The sequence below is a fragment of the Nonomuraea sp. NPDC050328 genome (assembly GCF_044459405.1).
GTDB lineage: Bacteria > Actinomycetota > Actinomycetes > Streptosporangiales > Streptosporangiaceae > Nonomuraea.
Map to the genome: position 1 here is coordinate 300,952 of NZ_JBITIW010000009.1, position 15,401 is coordinate 316,352.

At 69.7% G+C, this 15,401-nt stretch carries 16 protein-coding genes; 13 read left to right on the forward strand and 3 right to left on the reverse strand.

Annotated features, from left to right (window positions below; all coding sequences use genetic code 11):
* Positions 1-13 precede the first annotated feature (13 nt).
* The 5 genes from ACIBG7_RS31180 to rfbD all read left to right on the forward strand — a co-directional run bounded on the left by ACIBG7_RS31180 (position 14) and on the right by rfbD (position 4,892).
* Entirely contained in the window at positions 14-358 is a 345-nt protein-coding gene (locus ACIBG7_RS31180) for a hypothetical protein (RefSeq protein ID WP_357919950.1), read from the forward strand.
* 238 nt (positions 359-596) lie between these two features.
* Complete coding sequence (locus ACIBG7_RS31185) at positions 597-2,051, forward strand: sugar transferase (RefSeq protein WP_357919953.1); 1,455 nt, start codon at positions 597-599, stop codon at positions 2,049-2,051.
* A 2-nt stretch (positions 2,052-2,053) separates the two neighbouring features.
* Positions 2,054-3,121 carry a glucose-1-phosphate thymidylyltransferase gene (locus tag ACIBG7_RS31190; RefSeq protein WP_357919956.1) on the forward strand — a complete coding sequence of 356 codons (1,068 nt, stop codon included), beginning with the start codon at positions 2,054-2,056 and terminating at the stop codon, positions 3,119-3,121.
* Positions 3,118-4,053 carry a dTDP-glucose 4,6-dehydratase gene (gene rfbB, locus ACIBG7_RS31195; protein ID WP_397338504.1) on the forward strand — a complete coding sequence of 312 codons (936 nt, stop codon included), beginning with the start codon at positions 3,118-3,120 and terminating at the stop codon, positions 4,051-4,053. Before ACIBG7_RS31190 ends, rfbB begins: the two co-directional genes overlap by 4 nt.
* Positions 4,041-4,892, forward strand: a complete 852-nt coding sequence (rfbD, locus tag ACIBG7_RS31200) for a dTDP-4-dehydrorhamnose reductase (protein WP_397338505.1) — start codon at positions 4,041-4,043, stop codon at positions 4,890-4,892. The genes rfbB and rfbD overlap by 13 nt, the downstream gene beginning before the upstream one ends.
* Here rfbD and ACIBG7_RS31205 read toward each other — a convergent pair.
* Positions 4,874-5,443 (reverse strand): dTDP-4-dehydrorhamnose 3,5-epimerase family protein, encoded by a 570-nt coding sequence (locus ACIBG7_RS31205; RefSeq protein WP_397338506.1) that lies wholly within the window; start codon positions 5,441-5,443, stop codon positions 4,874-4,876. The genes rfbD and ACIBG7_RS31205 overlap by 19 nt on opposite strands.
* Before the next feature lie 67 nt (positions 5,444-5,510).
* Between ACIBG7_RS31205 and ACIBG7_RS31210 the strand changes: the two genes are divergently transcribed.
* Genes ACIBG7_RS31210 through ACIBG7_RS31220 form a run of 3 tightly spaced genes read left to right on the forward strand, consistent with a single transcriptional unit; the run spans position 5,511 to position 8,135 of the window.
* Positions 5,511-6,713 carry a methyltransferase domain-containing protein gene (locus ACIBG7_RS31210; protein WP_397338507.1) on the forward strand — a complete coding sequence of 401 codons (1,203 nt, stop codon included), beginning with the start codon at positions 5,511-5,513 and terminating at the stop codon, positions 6,711-6,713.
* The gene (locus ACIBG7_RS31215; RefSeq protein ID WP_357919971.1) at positions 6,710-7,504 is read left to right on the forward strand and encodes a sugar phosphate nucleotidyltransferase; all 795 of its coding nucleotides are present in this window, start codon (positions 6,710-6,712) and stop codon (positions 7,502-7,504) included. The genes ACIBG7_RS31210 and ACIBG7_RS31215 overlap by 4 nt, the downstream gene beginning before the upstream one ends.
* Positions 7,485-8,135 (forward strand): PIG-L deacetylase family protein, encoded by a 651-nt coding sequence (locus ACIBG7_RS31220; protein WP_397338508.1) that lies wholly within the window; start codon positions 7,485-7,487, stop codon positions 8,133-8,135. Before ACIBG7_RS31215 ends, ACIBG7_RS31220 begins: the two co-directional genes overlap by 20 nt.
* Before the next feature lie 2 nt (positions 8,136-8,137).
* On the opposite strand, the gene ACIBG7_RS31225 is transcribed toward ACIBG7_RS31220, so the two are convergent.
* A complete protein-coding gene (locus ACIBG7_RS31225) occupies positions 8,138-8,674 on the reverse strand; it encodes a dTDP-4-dehydrorhamnose 3,5-epimerase family protein (RefSeq protein ID WP_397338509.1) in 537 nt (178 codons plus the stop codon).
* A gap of 45 nt (positions 8,675-8,719) precedes the next feature.
* On the opposite strand from ACIBG7_RS31225, the gene ACIBG7_RS31230 reads away from it, so the two are divergent.
* The 4 genes from ACIBG7_RS31230 to ACIBG7_RS31245 are packed head-to-tail and all read left to right on the forward strand — an operon-like array spanning position 8,720 to position 13,365.
* Positions 8,720-9,739, forward strand: coding sequence for an NAD-dependent epimerase/dehydratase family protein (locus ACIBG7_RS31230; RefSeq protein ID WP_397338510.1), 1,020 nt, complete (start codon positions 8,720-8,722; stop codon positions 9,737-9,739).
* Positions 9,736-11,001, forward strand: a complete 1,266-nt coding sequence (locus ACIBG7_RS31235; protein ID WP_397338511.1) for a DUF4910 domain-containing protein — start codon at positions 9,736-9,738, stop codon at positions 10,999-11,001. The genes ACIBG7_RS31230 and ACIBG7_RS31235 overlap by 4 nt, the downstream gene beginning before the upstream one ends.
* A complete protein-coding gene (locus ACIBG7_RS31240) occupies positions 10,976-11,908 on the forward strand; it encodes a hypothetical protein (RefSeq protein ID WP_397338512.1) in 933 nt (310 codons plus the stop codon). Before ACIBG7_RS31235 ends, ACIBG7_RS31240 begins: the two co-directional genes overlap by 26 nt.
* A gap of 8 nt (positions 11,909-11,916) precedes the next feature.
* On the forward strand, positions 11,917-13,365 hold the full coding sequence (locus ACIBG7_RS31245) for an oligosaccharide flippase family protein (RefSeq protein ID WP_357919989.1): 1,449 nt from the start codon (positions 11,917-11,919) through the stop codon (positions 13,363-13,365).
* Position 13,366: 1 nt separating this feature from the next.
* Here the strand turns inward: ACIBG7_RS31245 and ACIBG7_RS31250 are convergent, their stop codons facing one another.
* Complete coding sequence (locus ACIBG7_RS31250; protein ID WP_357919992.1) at positions 13,367-14,275, reverse strand: glycosyltransferase; 909 nt, start codon at positions 14,273-14,275, stop codon at positions 13,367-13,369.
* A 253-nt stretch (positions 14,276-14,528) separates the two neighbouring features.
* Here ACIBG7_RS31250 and ACIBG7_RS31255 point away from each other — a divergent pair, with 253 nt between their 5' ends.
* Positions 14,529-15,398 (forward strand): hypothetical protein, encoded by an 870-nt coding sequence (locus tag ACIBG7_RS31255; RefSeq protein ID WP_357919994.1) that lies wholly within the window; start codon positions 14,529-14,531, stop codon positions 15,396-15,398.
* Positions 15,399-15,401: the final 3 nt, after the last annotated feature.

Sequence of the window (15,401 nt, forward strand, 5' to 3'; positions counted from 1 at the left end):
GAGAATCGCGGCCATGCACGGCAACGCGATGCCGGACTCCTACGTGTACGTCACCGAAGAGGGCGTTACGCGACACTACGCTGACGGGAGCGTGGAGGCGCTCGCGTGGGAGGATGTCGTGGAGGTCCGGGTGCGGACCGAGCCCGAGGTGTTGTACATCCTGCTCGATCGGGACGGCGAAGGCTGCGTGGTCCCGCGCAGCGCCACCGATGCCACTTTTCTCGCGCGGTTGCGTTATCTGCCGGATTTTGATCTAGAGCGTCTGCATCTGGCGGCGGAGCGGCCTCTTGATGGGTTTGTGGTCGTTTGGCGGAGTCCTGATCCGCCGTCCGCTTTGCCGGACCTCGAATACGACTAGGGCGTTAAACAGGCAGTAGCACTAGGTTGCCCGGCCGAACGAGGCCGTTGGACCGTTCCCGTCAAGTTGCGGTCGGCGTCCGATTGTGGACATTTGTCGTTATTCCCCAGCCTTGTCTCGATCTTTACGCTAGGGGAGTTGGTCAGCCGCTGAGTTATCTGTGTGATTCGTGGCAACCGATGGGGTTCATGGGACGTCTGTAGATTCACAGTGCCTGAAGCTGCAGGGTGGGGAAGCTATGGGGCTCGGAACGGAAGACGTCGACGTCTTCGTTGTCGGGACGCGAGCTCACCATGTCGCCACCATTTGGACTCGATCCTATTTTCGAGTCTTATTGGGCGGAGATGTGGTGTGCGCGCTGTTAGCCAGCGCCTCCGTTTTGGGGGTCCGGCTATCGTCTGGGGTGTATATCCCCATGGGAGAAATCGCGCTCTGCGCCGGACTCGCGGTTGCCTGGCCGGGGGGCCTGGCGGCGGCGGGCGCGTACCGGCGGAGAGTGCACGGAGAAGGCACCGACGAATTCCGGTCGGTATTCAATGCGGGTATCGGGCTAATGGCTGCGGTCGCGGTAGCCGCGTACGCCACCCAGACCCTCGTGGCGAGAAGCTTCGTGATGGCCACGCTGCCGCTGGCCATTGGGCTGACCCTGCTGTTCAGGCACCGGATGCGCAAGCGCCTGCACCGCCGCCGCATCGCCGGCCAGTACCTGCGGCAGGTGGTCGCGGTCGGGCACCGGGATTCGGTCCTCGACCTGGTGGTCCAGTTCCGCAGGCAACCCCATCACGGCATGCGCATCGTGGGCGCGTGCCTGCCGCCCTCGGCACTCCACGCCGACCTGGACGGCGTCCCGATTCTCGGCACGTTCGGTGACGTGGCCGACGCAGTGGCGCGGGTCCAGGCGGACGCGGTGGCGGTGTTGTCCTGCCCCGAACTGGACGGGACGGCGCTGCGCCGGCTCGCCTGGAGCCTGGAGGCCTCGCGCACCGACCTGTTCGTCGCGCCCGCGCTGCTGGAGGTGGCCGGGCCGCGGATCAGCATCCGGCCGGTCGCCGGGATGCCGCTGCTGCACGTGGAGCACCCCGAGTTCGACGGCGTCAGGCAGCTGATCAAGGGCGTGTTCGACAAGGTGATGGGCGGCGCGGTCCTGATCGGCCTGGCGCTGCCGCTGCTGGTCATGGCGCTGGCGATCCGGCTGACCAGCCAGGGTCCCGCGCTGTTCACCCAGACCCGGGTCGGCAAGGGCGGCCGGGAGTTCAAGGTGTACAAGTTCCGCACCATGGTGATCAACGCCGAGCAGCTCAAGGGCACGCTTCGCGAAGCGAACGACTTCGACCAGGTGCTCTTCAAGATAAGGAACGATCCACGCATCACCCGCGTGGGCGGCCTGCTGCGCCGGTACTCGCTCGACGAGCTCCCGCAGTTGATCAACGTGCTGCGCGGTGAGATGTCGCTCGTCGGTCCACGGCCTCCGCTGCCCGAAGAGGTCGCCAGGTACGGTGCCGACGTCCGCCGGCGCCTGGTCGTCAAGCCGGGGATGACCGGGTTGTGGCAGGTCAGCGGCCGATCCGACCTGTCGTGGGAGGAATCAGTCAGGCTGGACCTTCGTTACGTGGAGAACTGGTCGCTCATCCTCGATCTCCAGATCCTGTGGAAAACCTGCGCCGCGGTCGTGCGCGGAGAAGGGGCGTACTAGCGGTGAAAGCACTTGTGCTCGCCGGAGGGTCGGGCACGCGGCTTCGGCCCATCACCCACACCTCGGCCAAACAACTGGTTCCGGTGGCCAACCAGCCGGTGCTCTTCTACGGCCTGCGGGCGATCGCCGACGCGGGCGTGACGGAGATCGGCCTGGTCGTCGGCGACACCCAGGCCGAGATCGAGGCGGCGGTCGGCGACGGCTCGCGCTTCGGGCTGCAGGTGACCTACCTGCGGCAGGCAGCGCCGCTGGGGCTGGCGCATGCCGTACTGATCGCCAGGGAGTTCCTGGGTGACGACGACTTCGTCATGTACCTCGGCGACAACTTCATCGTCGGCGGCATCACCGGCATCGTGCGGAGCTTCGCCGAGACCCGGGCGGCGGCGCAGATCATGCTGACCACCGTCAGCGACCCGCGCCAGTTCGGCGTCGCCGAACTCGACGAGCACGGCCAGGTGATCGGGCTGGAGGAGAAGCCGGCCCGCCCCAAGAGCGATCTGGCGCTGGTCGGCGTCTACCTGTTCAGCCCCGCCGTGCACGAGGCGGTGGCCGAGCTGAAGCCGTCCTGGCGGGGCGAGCTGGAGATCACCGACGCGATCCAGTGGCTGATCGACAACGGCCATCCGGTCCGCTCGACCACGGTCTCGGGCTACTGGAAGGACACCGGGAACGTCGACGACATGCTGGAGGTCAACCGGCTGGTGCTGGAAACGTTGCCCGGCTCGGTCGAGGGCGAGGTGGACGCGGCCAGCACGCTGATCGGCCGGGTGGTCGTGGAGCCGGGCGCCGTCGTGCGGGGCTCCCGCATCGTGGGCCCGGCCATCGTCGGATCGGGCGCCCGCGTCGTCGACAGCTACGTCGGCCCCTTCACCTCCATCGGCCAGGACTGCGTGATCAGGCAGAGCGAGATCGAGTACTCCATCCTGCTGCCGAGGGCCTCGATCAGCGGCGTCGGCCGCATCGAGGCCTCCCTGATCGGCCACGACGTCGAGGTCACCCCCGCACCCACCACGCCCCGAGCGCACCGCCTGGTGCTGGGCGATCACAGCAAGGTTCAGATCAGCTCATGAAGAAGATCCTGGTCACGGGAGGCGCGGGCTTCATCGGCTCGCACTTCGTCCGCAGCGTGCAGCCGGCGGACGTCACCGTGCTCGACAAGCTCACCTACGCCGGCAACCGCGCCAACCTCGACGGGGTGCCGCACACCTTCGTGCACGGCGACATCTGCGACGCGGAGCTCCTGGCCGAGGTCGTGCCCGGGCACGACCTCGTGGTGAACTTCGCCGCCGAATCGCACGTGGACCGCTCGATCGACGGCGCCGGCGAGTTCGTCCGCACCAACGTGCTCGGCACCCAGGCCCTGATGGCGGCCTGCCTCGACGCGGGCGTGCCCAAGGTCGTCCAGGTCTCCACCGACGAGGTCTACGGCTCGATCGATCTCGGCTCGTGGGACGAGTCGGCGCCCCTCGCGCCGCGCTCGCCGTACGCCGCGGCCAAGGCGGGCGGCGACCTGATCGCCCGCTCGTACGCGATCACCCACGGCCTGCACGTCTCGATCACCAGGTGCGGCAACAACTACGGCCCGCGCCAGTACCCCGAGAAGATCATCCCGCTCTTCCTCACCAACCTCATGCGCAACCGCAAGGTGCCGCTGTACGGCGACGGCGGCAACGTGCGCGACTGGATCCACGTCGAGGACCACTGCGCGGGCATCCGCCTGGTGGCCGAGGTGGGCGAGCCCGGCGAGGTCTACCACATCGCGGGCACCGAGGAACTGTCCAACCTGGAGCTGACCGAACGGCTCCTGGAGGCGTGCGGCAAGGGCTGGGACCTGGTCGAGCAGGTCCGCGACCGTAAGGGCCACGACCGGCGCTACTCCCTCGACGACAGCCGGCTGCGCGCGCTGGGCTACCGGCCGGAGATCGCCTTCGAGCAGGGACTCAAGGAGACGGTCCGCTGGTACGCCGAGCACCGTGACTGGTGGGACCCGTGCGCTGGCTGATCACCGGCGGCCAGGGCCTGCTCGCCACCGACCTGCTGCACCGGGTGGCGCTCACGGGGGAGCCGGTCCTCGCACCCGGCCGGGCCGAACTGGACTTACGCGACCGGCGGGCGGTCCGTGACCTGCTCGCCGGCTACCGCCCCCGAGTCGTGATCAACTGCGCCGCGTGGACCGCGGTCGACGACGCGGAGAGCCGCGAGGCGGAGGCGCTGGAGATCAACGGCCTGGCCGTGCGCACCCTCGCCGAACACTGCGACCGCGTGGGGGCCCGGTTGCTCCAGGTCTCGACCGACTACGTCTTCGACGGCACGCGGCGCGAGCCGTACCCGGAGGATCATCCGCCGGCCCCGCTCAACGTCTACGGCCGGACCAAGCTGGCCGGCGAGCGGGCCGCCCTGGACCTCGGCCACTCGGTGGTCCGCACCGCCTGGCTCTACGGCGCGGGCGGCCCGAACTTCGTCACGACGATGATCCGGCTGGCGGCCGAGCGCGAGACCCTGGACGTGGTCGACGACCAGCGCGGCCAGCCGACCTGGAGCGCCGACCTGGCCGACCTGCTGGTACGGCTGGCCCAGTCGGATCTGCCGCCGGCCGTCTACCACGGCACCAGCGACGGCGAGACGACCTGGCACGGCTTCGCGCAGGAGATCTTCACCCTGCTCGGCGCCGATCCCGACCGGGTCCGGCCGGTGCCGTCGACGGCCTTCCCCCGTCCCGCGCCGCGTCCGGCCAACAGCGTGCTGGCCCACACCAGGGGCCCGCGCATCCGGCACTGGCGCGAGGCGCTGCACGCCGCCTGGCCGGTGCTGACCGGGAGGCGTCAGTGCAGCGTCGTGTAGAACTCCCGGCACTCCTCGAAGGAGGGCAGGAGCCCGCCGGCCCGGGCCTGCTCCAGCGTGGGCGCGGCCGCGTCCTTCTCCGACAGCACCGGGGCCAGCTCCGGCCACTCGATGCCGGCGCTCAGCGGGTGCACCCCGTGCTCGCGTCCCGGGTTGTACGGCTGGGAGCACAGGTACAGCACCGTGGCCTCCTCGCTGAGCGCCATGAACGCGTGCCCGAGCCCTTCGGCGATCAGCACCGCGGCCCGCGTGCGGTCGTCGAGCTCGACCGCCTCCCAGCGGCCGAAGGTGGGCGAGCCCACCCGGACGTCGACCACCACGTCGAGCACCGCGCCGGCCACGCACATCACGTACTTCGCCTGGCTCGGCGGCACGTCGGCGAAGTGGATGCCGCGGATCACGCCCCTGCCGGATACGGAGCAGTTGACCTGCGCGAGCTTGAAGGGGTGAGGCAGGTCGGCGGCGCGGAAGGCTTCGGCGAAGCTGCCGCGTGGATCGGCGTGGACGCGGGGTTCGTACACCCAGGCGCCGTCGATGCTGAGGGGCCGCATGATCCGAAGAGTAGCTGTAACGACCGTCGCTGTTACCCCGAATAATCCCCGTGTTTGGAGCGCCTAGATGAGTGTTTGCCGGTTATGCGGGTCGGCTGAGCTGGCCGAGGTCGTGGACCTCGGGGCGACGCCTCCGTGCGAGCTGTTCCTGACCGCGGAGCAGCTCGACCTGCCGGAGCCGACCTACCCGCTGCACCTGCGGGTCTGCACGTCGTGCTGGCTGGCGCAGATCCCGCCGTTGATCACGCCGGAGGAGACCTTCACCGAGTACGCCTACTTCTCCTCCTTCTCCTCCTCCTGGGTCGAGCACGCCAGGACCTTCGTGGACGGCCTGAAGCTGGGGCAGGACGCCTTCGTGGTGGAGGTCGCCAGCAACGACGGCTACCTGCTGCAGCACGTGGTGGCCCGCGGGGTGCGCTGCCTGGGCATCGAGCCCTCGGCGAACGTGGGCCAGGCGGCGCGGGACAAGGGGGTGCCGACGCTCACCGAGTTCCTCACCCCCGAGCTCGGCGCCCGGGTGCGCGCGGAGAACGGGCCGGCCGACGTCGTGATCGCCAACAACGTCTACGCGCACATCCCCGACGTGCTCGGCTTCACCCGGGGGCTGCGCGCGCTGGTCGCCGAGGACGGGCTGGTCTCCATCGAGGTGCAGCACCTGCTCACGCTCATGGAGCTGAACCAGTACGACACCATCTACCACGAGCACTTCCAGTACTACACCGTCGCCTCCGCGCAGCGGGCGCTGGCCGAGGGCGGGCTGACGCTCGTGGACGTCGAGTTGCTGCCCACTCACGGCGGTTCCATCCGGTTGCTCGCCAAGCCGTACGGCACGCCCTCCGAACGGGTGCTGGACGTGATCGCCCGGGAGAAGGCCGCCGGACTGCTGGAGATCTCCGGCTACGCCGACTTCGCGGCCCGTGTCGCGAAGGTCCGGCGCGACCTGCTGCGCTTCCTCATCGACGCGGCCGACGAGGGCAGGACGGTGGTCGGCTACGGCGCGCCGGGCAAGGGCAACACCCTGCTCAACCACTGCGGCATCCGGCCCGACCTGCTGGCCTACACCGTGGACCGCAACCCCTACAAGCACGGCCGGTTCACCCCCGGCACCCGGATCCCGATCCTGCCGCCCGAGCGCATCGCCGAGGATCGCCCCGACTACGTGCTCGTCCTGCCGTGGAACCTGCGTGAGGAGCTGTCCGAGCAGCTCTCGTACGTGCACGAGTGGGGCGGCCGGCTGGTCTTCCCGATCCCGCGGCTGGAGGTCGTGTGAAAGTCGTCCTGTTCTGCGGGGGACGCGGCTCGCGGATGCGGAGCGGCCCGACCGATCTGCCCAAGCCGATGCAGCTCGTCGGCCCCAGGCCGCTGATCTGGCACGTCATGCGCTACTACGCCTACCACGGGCACAAGGAGTTCATCCTCTGCCTGGGCTACGGGGCCGAGTACATCAAGGACTTCTTCCTCTCCTACCAGGAGACGGTCTCCAACGACTTCCGCCTGACCGGCGGCCGGATCGAGCTGCTGTCGGCGGACATCTCCGACTGGCAGATCACCTTCATCCACACCGGCACCGACTCGCCGATCGGCGAGCGGCTCCGCCGGGTGCGCGAGCATCTCGACGGCGAGGAGATGTTCCTGGCCAACTACGCCGACGTACTCACCGACGCGCCGCTCAACGACATGATCGCGCGCTTCGCCGCCTCGGAGCTGGGCGCGTCGATGATGGTCGTGCCGCCGCCCGGCACGTTCCACTGCGTGGAGCTCGGGGAGAACGGCATGGTCGGCGGGATCACCCCGGTCACCGAGATGCCGCTGTGGATCAACGGCGGCTACTTCGTCCTGCGCCGGGAGGTCTTCGACCACATCCCCCCCGGCGGGGACCTGGTGGCCGACGGGTGCGCGGCCCTGGCCAAGCGGGGCCGGCTGCTGGGCTATCCCTACCGCGGGTTCTGGCGGCCGACCGACACCGTGAAGGAACGCGTGCAACTGGACGAGGAGTACTCGCGAGGGGATCGTCCGTGGGCGCTGTGGGAAGGAGCGCCGGTTGCCGCGGCTGCTTGCTGAGCACTGCAGGGAGATCCTGCTCCTGGGCGCGCACTGTGACGACATCGCGATCGGGGCGGGCGGCGCGCTGCTCGACCTGTGCCGGGCCCGGCCGGGGCTGCGGGTGAGCGCCTTCGTGCTGTCCGGCGCGGGCACCGAACGCGAGACCGAGGAGCGGGCGGCGCTGGCCGCCTTCTGCCCCAAGGCCGAGCTGGAGGTGACCGTGCTCGACGTGCCCGACGGGCGGTTGCCGCAGCACTGGGACCGTGCCAAGGACGCGTTGCACGAGCTGCGGGGCCGCTGCGCGCCGGATCTGATCTTCGCGCCGGCCGCGCACGACGCCCATCAGGACCACCGCGAGCTGGCTCGGCTGACGCCGACCGTCTTCCGCGGCGGGCTCATCCTCGGCTACGAGATCCTCAAGTGGGAGTCCGACCTGGCCCAGCCGACCGCCTTCTGGCCGTTGCCCGAGCAAGTGCTCCAGGAGAAGATCGAGCTGCTGCACCGGCACTACCCCTCCCAGCTGAGCCGGGACTGGTTCGATCGGGAGAGCTTCGCCGGGCTCGCCCGGGTGCGGGGGGTGCAGTGCCGGAGCCGCTACGCCGAGGGCTTCCACGTCGACAAACTGGTGATCGGTGGAGCCGCCCTGTGAGGTCAGAGCCGGAGATCCGCCCACGAGCCCGCGGCCAGGTCGCGGGCGCTGAGGCCGCGTGGCGGGAACGGCCAGGCGATGCCCAGATCGGGGTCGTCGAAGCGGACCGAGAGGTCTTCGGCCGGGTCGTGCTCGCGGTCGATGCGGTAGCAGACGTCGGCCAGCTCCGTCAGCACCTGGAAGCCGTGCAGGAAGCCGCGCGGGACGTAGAGGCAGGCGAGGTTGTGGTCGTCGAGGCGGAAACTCTGGTGCCTGCCGAAGGTGGGCGAGCCGGGCCGGGCGTCCACGACGACGTCGAGGATGGCGCCGCGCGCGCACCGGACCAGCTTGGCCTCGCCCTTGCCGGACCGGCCGTGCAGCCCGCGCAGGATGCCGTGACTCGACCTCGACTGGGAGTCCTGGACGAAGGCCCAAGGGTCGAGACCCGCCTCTTCGGCCACTGCTGCGTCGAATGTCCGGCTGAAGAATCCCCTGTCGTCGCGGTGCGGCGTAGGAACAAACAGCATCAGACCCTCAAACTCGGTCTTTTCTGCACGCATGGGGCCATCTTGGCCTACCGATTCCGCTAACTGAAGGAGAAGCTTGTGCGCGTTCTCTTAACTGGATATCAGGGGTATCTCGGAACGGTTATGGCGCCATTCCTGACTGCCGCCGGTCATGAAGTGGTGGGCCTCGATTCAGGGCTGTTCGCCGACTGCGTTCTGGGCCCCATTCCCGACGACCCCGAGGGTTTCTCCGTAGACCTGCGAGACGCCGGGCCTGAGCACGTCGCCGGCTTCGACGCGGTGATCCATCTGGGCGCCCTGTCGAACGACCCGCTGGGCGCGCTCGCACCCGACCTGACGTACGACATCAACCACCACGCCTCGGTACGGCTGGCCCGGCTGGCCAGGGAGGCCGGCGTGCGCCGCTACCTGTATGCCTCCACCTGCTCGGTCTACGGCGCCTCCGGCGGAGACGACCTCGTGGGGGAGGACGCGCCGCTGCGGCCGGTCACCCCGTACGCCGAGTCCAAGGTCCGGGTCGAGGACGACCTGGCCGAACTCGCCGACGCCGACTTCTCCCCGGTCTACCTGCGCAACGCCACCGCCTTCGGGTTCTCGCCGCGGCTCCGGGCCGACATCGTGCTGAACAACCTGGTCGGCCACGCCGTCCTGACCGGCACGGTGAAGGTGCTCTCCGACGGCACCCCCTGGCGGCCGCTCGTGCACGCCCAGGACATCGCGCGGGCCTTCGTGCTCGCCCTGGAGGCGCCCCGCGAAGCCGTACACAACCGGGCCTTCAACGTGGGCACCGAGCAGAACAACGTGACCGTGGCGGAGATCGCGGCCGAGGTCGTGGAGGCCGTGCCCGGCGCCGACCTGCTGGTCACCGGCGAGACCGGCAGCGACCCGCGCTCCTACCGGGTGGACTTCTCCCGCATCCGTACGGCGATGCCGGAGTTCGAGGCGGCGTGGTCGGTCAAGGCCGGAGCGCGCGAGCTCGCCGACGCCTACCGCGAGCACGGCCTGACCCAGGAGGCCTTCGACGGGCGTTTCACCCGGCTGGCCAGACTCGCCGCCCGCCGCGCCGCGGGCACGATCGACGAGAGTCTCAGACCATGAAAGCGCTGGTCGAGCGGCTCCACCCGATCTGCAGGAGCATGACGGGCGACGGCGTGCGGCGGACGCTGGAGATCATCAACGAGCGCATCCCGCTGCAGGTCCACGAGGTGCCCACCGGAACCCGGGTGCTGGACTGGGTGGTGCCGCAGGAGTGGAACATCGGCGACGCCTACGTCAAGGACGCCGCCGGCCGGCGGGTGATCGACTTCGGGCGTTCACCCCTGCACGTCATGGGCTACAGCGTGCCGGTGTCCGGCACCATGAGCCTGGACGAGCTCCGCCCGCACCTGCACAGCCTGCCCGACCAGCCGGACCTGGTCCCCTACCGCACCGGCTACTTCCGGCAGGACTGGGGCTTCTGCCTCAGCGACAACGAGCTGCGGGCGTTGCCCTCGGGCGACTACGAGGTCCGCATCGACTCGACGCTCACCGACGGCCACCTCACCTACGCCGAGCACGTGGTGCCCGGCACCAGCGACGACGAGGTGCTGATCTTCTGCCACACCTGCCATCCGGCCCTGGCCAACGAGACCCTCTCGGGCATCGCGGTGGCGACCGAACTGGCCCGGCGGCTCGCCCGCCGGGCCATGCCCCGGCTCACCTTCCGTTTCGTCTTCGCGCCCGCCGCGATCGGCTCGATCACCTGGCTGGCCATGAACCGGGAGCGGGTGGCGCGGGTCAAGCACGGCCTCGTCCTGGCGTGCGCGGGCGACCCCGGACGGCTCACCTACAAGCGCAGCCGCAGAGGCGACGCGGTGATCGACCGGGCGCTGGCGCTCGTGCTCGCCTCCAGAGAGCACGAGCTGCGCGACTTCCTCCCGCTCGGCTACGACGAGCGGCAGTTCTGCTCGCCCGGCTTCAACCTGCCGGTCGGGCTCCTGACCAGGACGCCCAACGGGGAGTTCCCCGAGTACCACACCTCCGCCGACAACCCGGATCTGGTGACCGAGGACGCGCTGCGCGACACGCTCGCCGTCCTGGAGGAGACCGCCCAGGTCCTGGAGGAGAACACCACCTATCTCAACCTCGAACCGTACGGCGAGCCCTGGCTGGGGCCTCGGGGCCTGTACGGCGTTCCAGGCGTCGATCACCTGGCGCTGCTGTGGGTGCTGAACCTGTCCGACGGACAGCACAGCCTCCTGGACATCGCCGAGCGGACGGGGATGCCCTTCCCCGCGCTGTCCGCCGCGGCGCGCGCGTTGTCGACCGCTGGACTCCTGAAGGAGGAAGGGAACGATGCTCAAGGTGGGGGACCAGGTTGAGGTGCTGAGCGCCGGGGAGATCCTCGCCACGCTGGACGAGCGTGGCGAGCTCGACGGCCTGCCGTTCATGCCGGAGATGCTGCGGTACTGCGGCCGGCGCATGACGGTCTTCAAGGTGGCGCACAAGCTGTGCGACACGATCGAGTACACCGGCATCCGGCGCATGCGGGACGCCGTCCACCTCGCGGAGTCCAGGTGCGACGGCTCCGCGCACGGCGGCTGCCAGGCCGCCTGCCTGATCTACTGGAAGACCGCCTGGCTCAGGCCCGTGTCCGCCGAAGGCCGGCCGGCCGCCGCCGGCCCGGTCGACGTCACGCTCCTGGAGCGGGCGACCACCAAGGAGCCCGACGAGGACGGCGCGACACGCTACTCCTGCCAGGCCACCGAGATGTTGCGGGCCGCGCCAGAGCGGCTGCCGCTCAAGGACGTGCGCCAGTTCTGGTGGGACTACCGGACGGGCAACACCGGCGCCGCCGACACCCTGCGCGGCTTCGTCACCGCGCTGATCGGCCGGGTCCGGGCCAGGCTCGGCCTCGGCGAAGCCCGCGTGATCAAGGGCAGGGCCGGCACCCGCACGCCCGTTGCCAACCTCGACCTCGAAACGGGAGAGTTGGTGCGCGTCAGATCGATGGACGAGATCGCCGAAACGCTGGACGCGGGGCTGCGGAACCGAGGCATGGCGTTCGCCGACGACCTGACCGAGTTCTGCGGGAAGACCGGCCGGATCAGCGGGCGGATCGACCGGCTGATCGAGGAGAGCAGCGGGCGCATGATCGAGATGAAGACGCCGAGCCTCGTCATCGACGGTTTCGTCTGCCCCGGCCGCAGGAGCTTCAACTGCCCTCGCGGCCACCTCGCCTACTGGCGGGAGATCTGGCTGGAGAGGGTGCCGACCGATGAGGGCTAGGGAGCAGCATGGTGGAGACTGAGGCTTCGGAGCGCGCCGGTTCGGCGGGCAAAGGGTTACGTTGGGGCCTGGTCGCCCGGGTGGCGAGCAGGCTCGCCTCCTTCGGGATGGGGTTGGTGCTGGCCAGGCTGCTGGCCCCGGAGGACTTCGGCGTCTTCGCCGTCGCCCTGGCCGCGCAGCAACTCCTGTGGCACATCAACGACGCGGGCATCGTCTCGGCCATCGTGCAGTGGCGCGGCAAGCTCGAAGAGGTCCTGCCGACGGCGACCACCATGGTGCTCACCTTCAGCGTGCTGGTCTACGCGGTCTTCTGGTTCCTCGCTCCCGCCTTCGCCGGTTTCGCGGGCAACGAGCACGCCGCCACCATGGTCCGGACCATGGCCTTGCTGATCGTGATCGACGGCTTCATCGGCGTACGCAGCGCCGTCCTGCTGCGCCGCTTCCAGCAGGGCAAGGTCGCCATCGCGACCATGGTGGGCGTGGCGGTGCAGGTGCCGGTCGCGATCGGCTTCGCCCTGGCCGGCGCCGGGCCCTTCAGCTTCGCCTTCGGCGCGCTGGCCTCGACCGCGGTCGGCGGCGTGCTCATGATCATCTGGGCCGGTGAGCCGATCAGGTTCGGCCTGCGCCGCGACGTCGCGACGCGCCTGCTCCGCTTCGGCCTGCCGCTGGCGCTCGGGCTCGGCGTGGAGGCGTTGCTGCTGAACGCCGACTCCATCATCGTCGGCAAGCTCTTCGGCGCCACGACGCTCGGCTTCTACCTGCTGGCCATGAACGTCTCCAACTGGGTCCCGGGGCTGATCGGCGAGGCGCTGCGCCATGTCACCCTCCCCGGTTTCGCCCGGGTCGCCGACGAGCGGCCCGACGACCTGTCCGCCAAGGTGCAGCAGATCATCCCGATGCTGCTGATCGTGCTGACCCCGATCGCGGTGCTGGTCGCCGTGCTGGCCCCGGTGCTGGTGCCCTTCCTCTACGGCGACCGGTGGCTGCCCTCCGCCGCCGCGCTCTCCTTCCTGATGGGCCTGATGGCGGTGCGGATGTTCATGAACACCTGCTCCGACGTGCTCACCTCGATCGGCGCGGTGGGCTCGATCGCCCTGGTGAAGGTCGTCTGGGCGGTGGCGCTCATCCCGGCGTTGTGGTTCGGCGCGCAGTGGGGCGGCATCCAGGGCGTCGCCGTCGCCCACGCGGTGGTGGGTCTCCTGGTCACGCTGCCCGTGACCGGGGTGCTCCTGCACCGCCAGGGCATCGAGCTGGCCCCGATCGGCCCGGCCGTCGTGCGCCCGCTGCTCGGCGGGGTGGTGGCCGGTCTGGTCGCGTGGCTGGTGGCCGAGGCCACCGCGGGCGCCTTCTCCTTCGTACGGCTGGCCGCGGCCGGCACGGCCGGACTGGTCGTCTACGTGCTGGTCGGCATCTCCCCGGCCCGGCTCAGGGAGATGCGCGGCCTGGTCGCGAGCTGATTCACCGCTCCCCGCGGGCCAGCAGCACGTGCGCCACGTTCTTCAGCATCGGCACCGCGTTGCGCCGCAGCCAGGGCCGCATCGCCGCGTAGGCGCGGGCCCGCTGGCCGCGGGTGAGCGGCGCGTTGCCGATGGCACGCAGCAGGCACCGGCCCTCCTCCACGTTGGGCAGGAACCAGCGCAGGTTCTCCTCGGGCGCCTCGCGCTTGCGGAAGGCGCGGGAGCGGTTGGCCCGGCTGACGCTGCCCGGGTGGTTGCGGTGCCACAGCAGCGGCTCGTTGACCGCGATCAGCGGGCCGAGCAGGGCCAGGTCGGCGATCAGGACGCGGTCGCAGGCGACGATCGGCGCGAGCGGCAGCGCGCGTTCCAGGACGCTGCGCCGCATCAGGCCGTAGAAGTGCAGGGTCTCGTCGTAGTGGGAGAGCTTGGCGTGCAGCCGCCGGACGGGGTCAGGGTCGTCGGTCGGCGCGGTGTTCAGCCAGATCGACAACGTCTGCCCGTCCTGGTCGACCTCCTCGGCCCCGGAGAAGGCCATGGCGGCCTCGGGGTGCTTGCGCAGCGCGTCGGCGAGCAGGACCAGGCGGTCGGCGCGGTAGCGGTCGTCGGAGGTGACCCAGGCGAAGAACTCGCCGCGCGTCTCGTGGATGATCTGGTTGTGGGTGGCGGTGACGCCGATGTTGCGCTCCCGCCGCAGGTAGCGCACGCGCGGGTCGTTCCTGGCGCGTTCCCGGCAGATCTCCTCCGTGCCGTCGGTGGAGGCATTGTCCGCGATGACCAGCTCGAAGTCGCCCTCCTGGGCGAGGATCGAGTCGAGTGACGAGCTCAGGTAGGGCTCCCCGTTGTAGACGCAGAGCCCCAAGCCGATCTCCGGCTCCGCCAGGCCGGTTAACGAAGGAGTTTCCTGGGTCATTGCCGCCCTCCGGAGGTCACTGGATATCGCTGCACTCGCGTGCAGAATATCCTCAGCCGCCACATTCGCAGGGATTTCGCGCGGGGTGGACGCGTTGGCCGGAGAACCGTAACGTTGTTGGGCAATCGTTCGATAGAGATCAGTACCCGCTTCAAAGGTATATGCACCAATCGGGGGCGAGAGGGTAAGTATGGGCTTCTGGGGCACTGTTTTCGGTCTCTTACGGAGGAAATTAGTAGGTCCGCCCGTTTTCGTGCTGGCCCTGGCCCTGGCAGCGGGAGGCTTCTTCCTGGTACCCGCTCGCTACGCCGCCAGCGCATCCATGATCCTCGTCGCCCCGCCCTCCGGTGGAACGCTCTCGTTCGACCCCACCAAGCCCGTAGGACTGACCAACCCGCTGCTGCAGTACAACGACAGCATGCGGACGGTGTCCAGCATCCTCATCCTCACCCTCAACAGCCCCGCCGTGCAGCGTGAGCTCGGCATCGTCGAGAACGGGCCGGTCAAGCTCACCGTCGACGACGGCCGCTCCAACGCCGACCTGATGGGCATGACCAACTCCGGCCCCTTCGTGCACCTGGCCGCCGAGGCGCCCTCCGGGGCGGTCGTGCAGGACACGATCAGCCGGGCCGAGAAGCGCATCCGCTCCGAACTGCTCAGGCAGCAGAAGGTCCTCGGCGCTCCGCAGGGCACCTACATCGCGATCAACAGCGTGACCGTCCTGCCGCCCAAGCCGGTGTGGACCAACACGATCACTGCCGTCCTCGGCGGTTTCTTGCTCGGCATGGCCGGCGGGCTGGGTGTCGCCTACTTCGTGATCGCACGGCGCCGGCCGGGTACCCCGGAAGCGGCGCTCGTCGCGCCGGCCGAGCCGGTCATCGCTGAGCCGGTCACCGTTCCCGCGCCCAGGATGAGCCCCGCGAAGAAGGACGCGGCGGTGCTCAAGAGCGCCGAGGAGGCTTCCGAGGCCAAGTCCAACGGCAAGGTCCTGGTGCTGACCGAGGAGAAGAAGCCGGACGCGGACGAGAAGCCGGATCGGTCCGGCACGGCCCAGGTGCCCGACGCCGAGCTCACGATGCCGCTGCCCGCCGTACGCCTGGACGAGCCCGAAGAGGGTGAGTGACCA